Annotated in this window: 7 protein-coding genes and 1 other annotated feature; of the genes, 6 read left to right on the forward strand and 1 reads right to left on the reverse strand. The window is 65.9% G+C overall.

The window, feature by feature from the left end:
• The first annotated feature begins 53 nt into the window (after nucleotides 1-53).
• Together DI606_RS05660 and DI606_RS05665 are read left to right on the forward strand one after the other, a co-directional pair.
• Nucleotides 54-1,556, forward strand: a complete 1,503-nt coding sequence (locus tag DI606_RS05660) for a Do family serine endopeptidase (RefSeq protein ID WP_293980468.1) — start codon at nucleotides 54-56, stop codon at nucleotides 1,554-1,556.
• 134 nt (nucleotides 1,557-1,690) lie between these two features.
• Complete coding sequence (locus DI606_RS05665; RefSeq protein WP_293980470.1) at nucleotides 1,691-3,322, forward strand: helicase HerA-like domain-containing protein; 1,632 nt, start codon at nucleotides 1,691-1,693, stop codon at nucleotides 3,320-3,322.
• 68 nt (nucleotides 3,323-3,390) lie between these two features.
• On the opposite strand, the gene DI606_RS05670 is transcribed toward DI606_RS05665, so the two are convergent.
• Nucleotides 3,391-4,887, reverse strand: coding sequence for a SulP family inorganic anion transporter (locus DI606_RS05670; protein ID WP_293980472.1), 1,497 nt, complete (start codon nucleotides 4,885-4,887; stop codon nucleotides 3,391-3,393).
• Between the two features lie 60 nt (nucleotides 4,888-4,947).
• Nucleotides 4,948-5,003 (reverse strand) — a sequence feature (sul1 is cis-regulatory element that is thought to sense ions involved in sulfur or methionine metabolism; They are found in Alphaproteobacteria).
• Between the two features lie 99 nt (nucleotides 5,004-5,102).
• On the opposite strand from DI606_RS05670, the gene DI606_RS05675 reads away from it, so the two are divergent.
• The 4 genes from DI606_RS05675 to rpoB all read left to right on the forward strand — a co-directional run.
• Entirely contained in the window at nucleotides 5,103-6,407 is a 1,305-nt protein-coding gene (locus DI606_RS05675; protein ID WP_293980474.1) for an MFS transporter, read from the forward strand.
• Nucleotides 6,404-7,321: a cysteine synthase A gene (gene cysK, locus DI606_RS05680; protein ID WP_293980475.1), complete on the forward strand. Its 918-nt coding sequence runs from the start codon at nucleotides 6,404-6,406 to the stop codon at nucleotides 7,319-7,321. The genes DI606_RS05675 and cysK overlap by 4 nt, the downstream gene beginning before the upstream one ends.
• 19 nt (nucleotides 7,322-7,340) lie before the next feature.
• Nucleotides 7,341-8,672: a cell wall hydrolase gene (locus DI606_RS05685; protein WP_293980477.1), complete on the forward strand. Its 1,332-nt coding sequence runs from the start codon at nucleotides 7,341-7,343 to the stop codon at nucleotides 8,670-8,672.
• A 404-nt stretch (nucleotides 8,673-9,076) separates the two neighbouring features.
• Nucleotides 9,077-11,725, forward strand: a 2,649-nt coding sequence (rpoB, locus tag DI606_RS05690) for a DNA-directed RNA polymerase subunit beta (RefSeq protein ID WP_293980479.1), incomplete at its 3' end; no start/stop codon positions are given.

The following is an 11,725-nucleotide window of genomic DNA, read 5'->3' on the forward strand; positions in this document are numbered from 1 at the left end:
AAGAGAAGAGTCCCGCCCTGTCATTCCCCAAGATCTGAAAAGGACCGTCACGAGTGCGTTACGCTTATGCCATTACCGGCGCCCTGCTGCTCGGCGGCACCGCCATTGCCGTCACCACCGCTTCCAACGTCGGCGCGCAGGTCGCGCAGAATGAAGGGCTTCAGGCCGCAGCGCCCGCCGGTGCGCCCGCCAGCCTTGCCGACATGGTCGAGAAGCTCCAGCCCGCCGTCGTCAACATTTCGACCAAGCAGCGGGTGAAGGTGCAGAACCCCTTCGCCGGCACCCCCTTCGGCGAAATGTTCGGCATGGGTCAGGGCCAGCCGCAGACGCGGCAGGCGCAGTCGCTGGGATCGGGCTTCATCATCTCGTCCGACGGCTATATCGTCACCAACAACCATGTGGTGTCGGCGGGCGCGGAGGGCGCGAGCGTCGAGCAGATCACGGTCACGCTGACCAACAAGGAAGAATATACTGCCAAGCTGGTGGGCCGCGATGCCGCGACCGACCTTGCGGTCCTGAAGATCGTGTCGAACAAGCCGCTGCCCTTCGTCAAGTTCGGCGACAGCACCAAGGCGCGCGTGGGCGACTGGGTCGTCGCAATCGGCAACCCCTTCGCCCTGTCGGGCACGGTGACGGCGGGGATCATCTCCGCGCTGCATCGCGGCACCGGCGGCACATACGACAAGTTCATCCAGACCGACGCGTCGATCAACCAGGGCAACAGCGGCGGCCCGATGTTCGACATGCGCGGCAATGTGATCGGCATCAACAGCCAGATCCTGTCGCCTTCCGGCGGCAATGTCGGCATCGGCTTTGCCATTCCTTCCGAACAGGCCGCGCCCATCGTCCAGCAGCTGATGAAGGGCCAGTCGATCAAGCGCGGCTATCTGGGCGTGCAGATCAGCCCGCTCGGGGAGGATCTCGCCGATTCGCTGGGGCTTGCGAAGAACCGCGGCGAGTTCGTGCAGGGCGTCGAGCCGGGCAAGGGCGCGGAGAAGGCGGGCATCAAGGCGGGCGACGTGATCGTCAGCGTCGCGGGCCAGGAAGTCAGCCCCGACCAGAATCTGTCGTCCATCGTCGCGAGCCAGCCGATAGGTTCGCGTGTGCCTATCGTCCTTCTCCGCAACGGCCAGCGCCAGACGGTAACGGCCGTCGTGGGAGAGCGGCCGACCGAGGACGAACTCAACAGCTTTGCGCAGCAGCAGGATGACGACGACTTCAGCCAGCAGGATCAGAACCCGGGTCAGGCGGCGCAGCAGGCGCTCGGTATCTCGGCAATCCCGCTGACCCCCTCGATCATTCGCCAGCTCGGCGTAGCGGCGGACACGCGCGGCATCGTCATCACCGCAGTCGACGGATCGACCGATGCGGGCGCGAAGGGCCTGCGGCGCGGCGACGTCATCATCAGCGCCAATAACCGCCCGGTCGCGAGCCAGGCGGAACTTGACGCGCAGGTGAAGGCAGTCGCGGCGCAGGGCCGTACCGCCGTGCTGCTCCAGGTGCTGCGTCGCGGGCAGCAGCCGATCTTCCTGCCGGTGCGTCTGCGCGACAAATAAGCGGCGCTTGCCGCCCGCGCCCGGTTCGCTAGGATCGGGACGCCATGCAAGGACCCGTTCGGGCCGAGCCTTTGCCGAAGCGTCGGCGGCTCGGGGCGAACGGGTCCTTTTTTGTTCAGAAAGGATGTCGAGGGATGAGCGGGGATATCTTCATCGGTCTGGGCGCGCCGGACAAGGACGGCGGCATTCCCCAATATCTGAACCTGCGTCGCGCCAACCGACACGGTCTGATCGCGGGGGCGACCGGCACCGGCAAGACGGTGACGTTGCAGGGGATCGCCGAAAGCTTTTCCGCGCTCGGCGTGCCGGTGTTCCTCGCCGACGTGAAGGGCGACCTTGCGGGGATTGCCATGGCCGGGTCCCCCACCGCGAAGAATGCGGACAAGCTGGTGGCGCGCGCGGCGGAAGTGGGCGTTTCCGATTATGCCTATGCCGACAATCCCGCGATTTTCTGGGACCTGTACGGGCAGCAGGGTCACCCCGTCCGCACGACGGTGAGCGAGATGGGACCGCTGCTGCTGTCGCGGCTGATGGACCTCAATGAAACGCAGGAAGGCGTGCTCTCCATCGCCTTCAAATATGCGGACGAGGAGGGGCTGCTGCTGCTCGACCTCGGCGATCTTCAGGCGATGCTCGCTTATTGCGCGGAGAATGCCGATACGCTGTCGGCCCGATACGGCAATGTGACGAAGGCGAGCGTCGGAGCGATCCAGCGGCAGTTGTTGCAACTCGAAAGCCAGGGCGGGGACCATTTCTTCGGCGAACCCGCGCTCGACATCCACGATATGCTGAAGCTCGATGAAAAGGGGCGCGGCTATATCAATGTGCTGGCTGCGGACCGGCTGATGCAGAGTCCGAAGCTTTATGCGACATTCCTGCTGTGGTTGCTGTCTGAACTGTTCGCGACGCTGCCCGAGGTCGGCGATCCCGACAAGCCGGTGCTGGTCTTCTTCTTCGACGAGGCGCATCTGCTGTTCGACGACGCGCCCAAGGCCCTGACCGACAAGATCGAGCAGGTGGTGCGGCTGATCCGGTCCAAGGGGGTGGGCGTCTATTTCGTGACGCAGAACCCGATCGACATTCCCGAGAATGTCGCAGGGCAGCTCGGCAACCGGGTGCAGCACGCGCTGCGCGCCTTCACCCCGCGCGACCAGAAGGCGATCAAGGCGGCGGCGGAGACATTCCGTATCAATCCGGAGCTGAATGTCGCGACCGCAATCACCGAGTTGAAGGTCGGCGAAGCGCTGGTGTCGTTGTTGCAGGAGGACGGATCGCCCGGCGTCGTGCAACGCACGCTGATCGCACCGCCCCGGTCGCGGCTGGGACCGCTGGAGCCGAAGGAGCGCGCGATCGTCCAGTCAATCTCGCCCTGCGCGGGCAAATATGACGAGGCGGTGGATCGGGAGTCGGCGGAGGAAATCCTCGCCGCGCGGGGACAGGCCGCAGCCGCCGCCGCACAGGCTTCCAAGGCGAAGGCGGAGGCCGACAAGGCCGCGGCGACGCAGGCGAAGGTCGAAGCCCGGCAGCGCGAGGCCGAACTGAAGGAGCAGGCGCGACGCGATGCGGCGGCGGCGCGGGAAGCGGCCAAACCCGGCACGCTGGAAAAGGCAGTGCAGTCCGCCACCCGCTCCGCCGCGTCATCGGTCGGGCGTCAGGTCGCGAACGAACTGGGCCGGGCGATGTTCGGCGGGTCGAGCCGCCGGTCGTCGTCCGGCGGGATTGCGGGCAAGCTGGTGCGGGGAATCCTGAGCGGTTTGTTCAAATAAAGAGACAGCGACGTGGACAGCCGGAACGCTGTTTTCGTCGCTGCTTCCATAACCGTTCGCGCATCGTTTCAGTGCGGTGCGATGCCCAGTTCCACGCCGGTCTTGTCGTGCAGCGCGAACTTGTCGACGATGGCTGCGCTGGCGCGATTATAACCGACGACCTCCACCTCACGCCCGTCGCGGCGCAGGCGGGCGACGATGCGGTCGAGCGCGCCGACCGCCGATATGTCCCAGAAATGCGCGGCGCTGACGTCGATCACCACGTGGCTTGCACTTTCCTCTCCCGCAAAAGCGCGGGTGAAGCGTTCGACCGAAGCGAAGAAAAGTTCGCCGGTCACCCGATAGGTCGCATGGCCGCCCTCGCCCGCTCCGTCGCGTTCGACCGAAACCATGCGCTGCACTTTCCCGGCAAAGAAAATGCCGGACAGGATGACGCCCGCCAGCACGCCGAGCGACAGGTCATGCGTCGCGACGACCACCACCACCGTGGTCAGCATCACCACCGAAGATGTCGGGGGATGACGACGCAGGTTGGGGATGGAGTTCCAGCTGAAGGTGCCGATCGACACCATGATCATGACCGCGACCAGCGCAGGCATCGGCACGCGCCCGACATAGGGGCCGAGCACCGCAAGCAGGAACAGGAGGAAGGCGCCGGCCACGAAGGTCGACAGCCGGGTGCGTCCGCCCGAGGTCACGTTGATCACCGACTGGCCGATCATCGCGCATCCCCCCATGCCGCCGAGAAAGGCGGACACGATGTTGGCGCCGCCCTGCCCCGCGCATTCGCGGCGCTTGTCGCTGTCGGTGTCGGTCATGTCGTCGACGATCTGCGCGGTAAGCAGCGATTCCAGCAGACCGACCGCCGCCATCGTCACCGAATAGGGCAGGATGATGCGAAGGGTATCGAGCGTCAGCGGCACATGGGGCAGCGTCAGCGAGGGAAGGCCCTCGGGCAGTTTACCCATGTCGCCCACGGTGTTGACGGGCAGGCCGAGGGCGATGCTGACGATGCTGAGCACGAGGATGGCCACCAGCGGCGAAGGCACCGCCTTCGTCACGCGTGGCACGCCGTAGATGATGGCAAGACCGGCGGCCACCATCGCATAGGTTTGCCACCCGACGTTCGTCAGTTGCGGCAATTGCGCCATGAAGATGAGGATGGCGAGCGCGTTGACGAAGCCGGTGATGACCGACCGGGACACGAACTGCATCACGAGGTCGAGCCGCAGCAGGCCCGCCACGATCTGGATGAGGCCCATGAGGATCGTCGCGGCGAAGAGATAGTCGACGCCATGGTCGCGCACGAGCGGGATCACCAGCACCGCGACGGCGGCGGTCGCGGCGGAGATCATGCCGGGCCGTCCGCCGAGGAAGGATATGGCGATGGCGATGGCGACCGACGCATAGAGGCCGACGCGCGGATCGACGCCCGCGATGACCGAAAAGCCGATCGCTTCGGGAATGAGGGCGAGCGCGACGACGACCCCCGCCAACATGTCGCGACGGGCCGCCGCCCCGTCGATGAACCACTGGCGGCGATAGGATGTAAGATCGATAGACATGGAAATTCCACAACAAGGCACATGGCGCCCGGCGGCGCTTTCAAAACGGAGCATGTGTGATGTTGTCCGGCGGATCGGCGGCCGGAATAGCCACCCGGAATTTCACCGGGTCCTTGCGAATGTGCCCCCATTAGCCCGAGAGCGCCCGTCCTGGCAAGCCGTCGCTTCGCTTACCCGTTGCCTGACGGCGGGTCCGGCGGCTAAGGCGGTCGGCGATGAGCACATCCACCGCGCCGCGCCACCCGCTGACCTTCGGCAATTTCCGGGCCTATCTGGTGGGGCGGTTCGCCGCCGTGCTGGCGCAATACAGCATGATGATCGTGCTGGGCTGGCAAGCCTACAACATCGCGCGGGAGACGATGACGACGGCGGGCGCTTCGGCCCAGCTCGGCCTCATCGGACTGGCGCAGTTCCTGCCGCTGTTCTTTCTGACGCCGGTGACGGGATGGGTGGCGGACCATTTCGACCGGCGCAAGATCACGCGGGTGACGCTGAGCCTGCTGACGGGCGCGGCGGCGCTGCTCGCCTACGCCACCTTCGAAGGCTGGGTCAGCCTGCCGCTGATCTTCTGCATCGCCGTCGCCGTGGGGATTGCGCGCGCGTTCAACGGCCCGGCCTATGGCGCGCTCGCCCCCAATCTGGTGCCGGTCGAGGTGCTGCCCAACGCGATCGCGATTTCCAGCGTCGCCTGGCAGACGGGCATGATCGCAGGCCCCGCGGTCGGCGGATATGCCTATGCCGCAACGCCCTGGGGCGCCTATGCGCTGGCGGGGAGCCTGTTTGCGATCGCGCTGATCGCCATGCTGTTCATCGGCAAGGTGCCGCAGGCCGCACGCGACACCAGCCGCCATCCGATCCGGCAGATGATCGACGGCTTTGCCTATGTGAAGGGCAACCGGCTGGTGCTGGCGACGATCACGCTCGACCTGTTCGCGGTACTGCTGGCGGGCGCGACGGCGCTGCTGCCGGTCTATGCCCGCGACATCCTGCATGTGGGGTCGGAGGGGCTGGGGCATCTGGCCGCGTCGCCCGGCATCGGCGCAGCGTTGATGGCGCTGTGGTTTTCGATCCGACCGATGAAGACGCAGGTGGGATTGAAGATGCTGGCCGCCGTCATCCTGTTCGGCCTTGCCACCATCGCCTTCGGCTGCACCGCATTCCTGCCACGGTCCATCGCGGAGAGCGTGGGCATCGGGTCGCTGATCGTGCTGGGCGGGGCGGACATGGTGTCGGTGTTCGTGCGCCAGTCGCTGGTCCAGATCCATACGCCCGATGCGATGCGGGGGCGCGTGTCGAGTCTCTCGCAGCTCACCATTTCCGCGTCGAACGAACTGGGCGAGGCGGAAAGCGGGTTTCTGGCGGCATTGGTCGGGCCGGTCGCGGCGGTGATCGGCGGCGGGATCGGCGCGATCGTCATCACCCTTTTCTGGGCGCGGCTCTTTCCAGAGCTGCGGCTTGCACATAGTTTCGATCCACCCGACATCGGGCGAGCGGACATCCATCAGGAGAAACAGTCGTGAAAGCTGCCTCGATACTCGAAACCATCGGCAACACCCCGCATATCCGCATCCAGCGCCTGTTCGGCGACGCAGAAGTATGGATCAAGTCGGAACGGTCGAACCCGGGCGGGTCGATCAAGGATCGCATCGCGCTCGCCATGATCGAGGCGGCGGAGGCTTCGGGCGACCTCAAGCCCGGCGGCACCATCATCGAACCGACATCGGGCAATACAGGCGTTGGCCTGGCCATGGTGGCGGCGGTGAAGGGTTACCGGCTGGTGCTGGTGATGCCCGAGAGCATGTCGATCGAACGGCGCAGGCTGATGCTTGCCTATGGCGCGACGTTCGACCTCACCCCGCGCGAAAAAGGCATGAAGGGCGCGATCGAGCGCGCCCTGGAGCTGGTGAGCCAGACGCCCGGCAGCTGGATGCCCCAGCAGTTCGAAAATCCGGCCAATATCGACGTGCATGTCCACACGACCGCAGTCGAAATCCTGACCGACTTCGGCGACGCGCCCATCGACGCGCTGGTGACCGGGGTCGGCACCGGCGGCCATATCACCGGGACGGCGCAGGTGCTCAAGAAAGCCTGGCCCGACCTCAAGGTCTTTGCGGTCGAACCCACGCTGTCCCCCGTCATCAGCGGCGGCCAGCCCGGCCCGCACCCGATCCAGGGCATCGGCGCGGGCTTCGTCCCGGCGAACCTCCACACCCAGCTGCTCGACGGCGTGATCCAGGTCGATCCCGCCGACGCCAAGGACTATGCGCGGCGCGCGGCGCGGGAGGAAGGGATGCTGGTGGGCATATCGTCCGGCGCGACGCTGGCCGGCATCGCGCAAAAGCTGAAGGAACTGCCCGCAGGCAGCCGGGTGCTGGGCTTCAACTACGATACGGGCGAGCGTTATCTGTCCGTGCCCGACTTCCTGCCGGAATAAGGCGGCACAGCGACCGACGATGACGCCAAGCGAAACTCCCGACCGGCCACATGCGGTCATGTGGCTGGTGTGGGCACTGATCCTCGTCGGTCTGCCGATGGCGGTTGCAGCGTGGGAAAGCCGTCCGCGCAGCTCCCATGCCGAAAGGCCCTTTGCCGCAGTGGCGGCACGGGCAAGGCTGCGCGCGCCGCGGATTGCGCCCCCGCCCGTCGAGCCGGTGCGGGTGTTCGCGCTGGACGCGGACGAAGCGCGGGCGTTCAACGCGAAAATCCCCTTTTCGACCGGACCCAACCCGGCGGCGCGGCCTTTCGTGTTCGCAGGGGATGAGAGCGATCTCGCCCGCGCGACCGGCTGCCTGGCGGCAGCGCAACTCTACGAGGCGGGCGACGACGCAGTGGGCGAGCAGGCAGTGGCGCAGGTGGTGCTCAATCGCGTGCGGCATCCCGCTTTCCCCAAGACGGTGTGCGGGGTCGTGTTCCAGGGGCAGGAACGGCGCACGGGATGTCAGTTCACCTTCGCCTGCGACGGGGCGCTGGCCCGCATTCCCGCCGCCGCCGCATGGGATCGCGCGCGCGACATCGCCCGCGCGGCGCTCGCCGGCAAGGTGTTCAAGCCGGTCGGATACGCCACCCATTATCACACCGACTGGGTCGTCCCCTATTGGAGCGACAGCCTGGACAAGATCGCGGCGGTGGGCACGCACCTCTTCTTCCGATGGCGCGGATGGTGGGGGACGCCGCCTGCCTTTCGCTTCGGACGAGCGCCGGGCGAGCCGGTGGTGGCGAAGATCGCGATGCTGTCGATGGCGCATCGCGCCGGAGTTCCAGGCGCGCCCTTCCTGCCGCTGACCGAAGGCGCAAGCGCGCTTGCCGCACATCCCGAGAGAGTCGGCATGGATGCGCTGGGCAAGAGCATAGCGGGCGTAAAGCTGATCTCCGTCGCGGATGCGCGCAGCTTCCTGGTCGAACTGCCGCGCGGCAGCGCGCCGGACCGCTGGCCCGAACTGGCGCGGACCTTCTGCGCCGGGCGGACGCAGTGCCGGATCATGGGCTGGACCGCAGGCGAAGCGCCAAGGCAGGTGCCGCTGACGCTGGCGGACATGGCGGCGATGCGCTTTTCCTACATTCACGACACGGCGAGCGGCTTGCAACGGGCGCTCTGGAATTGCGCCAGGACGCCGCGCGCGATCCGTAGCGACTGCATGCGACAGCGCGTGCCGGTGGCGGTGCCGCCTGCCCCATCCCCTGCCCCGGCCAGCGATGCCGCACTGTCGGGCGTGCGGCGCAAGGAGCGGTTCGAGACGGTAAGGATCGCACCGCCCGACATGGCAACCAACGCGTCCGCACCCTGACCGGGGCGGCGCGACAGTCGGTGAGCGGGCAACGCGGCGGACATCGCGATGACCTATGCGACGCTGGCGATCGGTGCGGTCGGGATGGGCACGCACCAATGCCCCTTCACAAAATAGGATATCGGCCCTATATCCGATCAGGAAATCGATCCCATCGCCGACATCCGGCGGACGGGATCGTCCCCCGGATCGCCCGGGGACCGGATCCGGCTAGCGTGCGGAACCGGCGGGATTGGGCGGTTTTCAGGCGGGTGAACAATCGCTGCCAGTGCGGATCGGACAGTCCCGGCCCGCACTTTTTTGCGTGGAATGACCGGCCCGAATCGCCTGTCATAACGCCGCAAGCCGACTGAATTTCCGTTGCGATGCGGAAAAACACGACGAACCGTTACAGGCAGGAACGCATGGCGACCAAAGCTCTCCCCCCCATCAGCAACACCGGCGCGAAGAAGCGCATCCGCAAGGTGTTCGGCGACATCCACGAAGTGGTGCAGATGCCGAACCTGATCGAGGTCCAGAGGGAGAGCTACGAGCAGTTCCTGCGGTCCGATCCGTCGATCGGCTATGTTTCCGGCCTGGAAAAGACGCTGCGCAGCGTTTTCCCGATCCGCGATTTCGCGGGCACCGCCGAAATGGACTTCGTCCATTACGAGCTGGAAGACCCCAAGTACGACGTCGAGGAATGCCGTCAGCGCGGCATCACCTACGCAGCGCCGATGCGCGTGACGCTGCGCCTCATCGTGTTCGAAGTCGACGCCGACACCGAAACCCGCTCCGTGCTCGATATCAAGGAGCAGGATGTGTACATGGGCGACATGCCGCTCATGACCGGCAACGGCACCTTCATCGTCAACGGCACCGAGCGCGTGATCGTCAGCCAGATGCACCGTTCGCCGGGCGTGCTGTTCGATCATGACCGCGGCAAGACCCACGCGTCGGGCAAATATCTGTTCGCCGCGCGCGTCATTCCCTATCGCGGTTCGTGGCTGGACTTCGAATTCGACGCCAAGGATATCGTCAACGTCCGCATCGACCGCAAGCGCAAGCTGCCGGTGACGGCGCTGCTCTATGCGCTCGGCCTCACCGCCGAGGACATTCTGGCCCAGTTCTATAACAAGGTCACGTATCTGCGCGGCGAAGGCGGATGGCAGATCCCCTATCTTGCCGAAGCATGGCGCGGCATGAAGCCCGCCTTCGACATCGTCGACGCCAAGTCGGGCGAAGTCGTGTTCGCCGCCGGTCACAAGATCAGCCCTCGCGCCGCCAACAAGGCCGAGAAGGACGGTCTTGAAACGCTGCTTATCCCGACCGACGAAGTCTATGGCCGCTACAGCGCCTATGACCTCATCAACGAGGCGACAGGCGAAATCTACATCGAGGCCGGCGACGAGGTCAGCCCCGAAAATCTGGAGAAGCTGGACAAGGCGGGCATCGACCGTCTCGAACTGCTCGACATCGACCATGTGTCCACCGGCCCCTGGATCCGCAACACGCTGAAGGCCGACAAGGCCGAGGACCGCGACCAGGCGCTGGCCGACATCTACCGCGTCATGCGCCCCGGCGAGCCGCCGACGAAGGAAACCGCCGAAGCGCTGTTCGCGGGGCTGTTCTTCGATCCCGAACGCTACGACCTGTCGGCCGTGGGTCGCGTGAAGATGAACATGCGTCTCGAACTGGACGCGGAGGACACCGTCACCACGCTGCGGACCGAGGATATCCTCGCCGTGGTCAAGGAACTGGTGAACCTGAAGGATGGCAAGGGCGAGATCGACGATATCGACAATCTCGGCAACCGCCGGGTGCGTTCGGTCGGCGAACTGCTGGAAAACCAGTATCGCGTCGGCCTGCTGCGCATGGAACGCGCGGTCAAGGAGCGCATGTCGTCGGTCGACGTGTCGACCGTGATGCCCAACGACCTCATCAATGCCAAGCCCGCCGTGGCCGCGGTGCGTGAGTTCTTCGGCTCCAGCCAGCTCTCGCAGTTCATGGACCAGACCAACCCGCTGTCGGAAGTGACGCACAAGCGCCGCGTGTCCGCACTCGGGCCGGGCGGTCTGACCCGCGAGCGCGCGGGATTCGAGGTCCGCGACGTTCACCCGACGCACTATGGCCGCATCTGCCCGATCGAAACGCCCGAAGGGCCGAACATCGGCCTGATCAACAGCCTCGCCACCTTCAGCCGCGTCAACAAATATGGCTTCATCGAAACGCCCTACCGCAAGGTGGTGGACCACAAGGTGACGAACGACGTCGTCTACCTGTCCGCCATGGAAGAGGCCAAGCACACGATCGCGCAGGCTAACGCCGAAGTGAACGCGGACGGCAGCTTCACCGAGGACCTCATCTCCGCGCGTGAAGCGGGCGAGTTCCTGATGTCGCCGAGGGACCACATCACCCTGATGGACGTCAGCCCCAAGCAGCTGGTGTCGGTCGCGGCGTCGCTCATTCCCTTCCTGGAAAACGACGACGCCAACCGCGCGCTGATGGGTTCCAACATGCAGCGTCAGGCAGTGCCGCTGGTCCAGGCCGAAGCCCCGTTCGTGGGCACCGGCATGGAAGGCACGGTCGCGCGCGACTCGGGCGCCGCCATCGCCGCCAAGCGGGCGGGCATCGTCGATCAGGTCGACGCGACCCGTATCGTCATCCGCGCGACCGGCGATGTCGAGCCCGGCCAGTCGGGCGTCGATATCTATACGCTCCAGAAGTTCCAGCGGTCGAACCAGGATACCTGCATCAACCAGCGTCCGCTGGTGAAGGTGGGCGACCTGATCGAAGCGGGCGACGTGATCGCCGACGGTCCGTCGACCGAGTTCGGCGAACTGGCGCTGGGCCGCAACACGCTCGTCGCATTCATGCCCTGGAACGGCTACAACTACGAGGACTCCATCCTGATCTCCGAGCGGATCGTGAAGGATGACGTCTTCACCTCGATCCACATCGAGGAGTTCGAAGTCATGGCCCGCGACACCAAGCTGGGGCCGGAGGACATCACCCGCGATATCCCCAATGTCGGCGAGGAAGCGCTGCGCAACCTCGACGAGGCGGGCATCGTC

The organism is Sphingobium sp., assembly GCF_003248505.1.
Taxonomy (GTDB): Bacteria; Pseudomonadota; Alphaproteobacteria; order Sphingomonadales; family Sphingomonadaceae; genus Sphingobium.

Coding starts and splice junctions, on each gene's coding strand:
- DI606_RS05675 (WP_293980474.1), top strand. CDS start 5,103: ATGAGCACATCCACCGCGCCGCGCCACCCGCTGACCTTCGGCAATTTC.
- DI606_RS05665 (WP_293980470.1), top strand. CDS start 1,691: ATGAGCGGGGATATCTTCATCGGTCTGGGCGCGCCGGACAAGGACGGC.
- DI606_RS05670 (WP_293980472.1), bottom strand. CDS start 4,887: ATGTCTATCGATCTTACATCCTATCGCCGCCAGTGGTTCATCGACGGG.
- DI606_RS05685 (WP_293980477.1), top strand. CDS start 7,341: ATGACGCCAAGCGAAACTCCCGACCGGCCACATGCGGTCATGTGGCTG.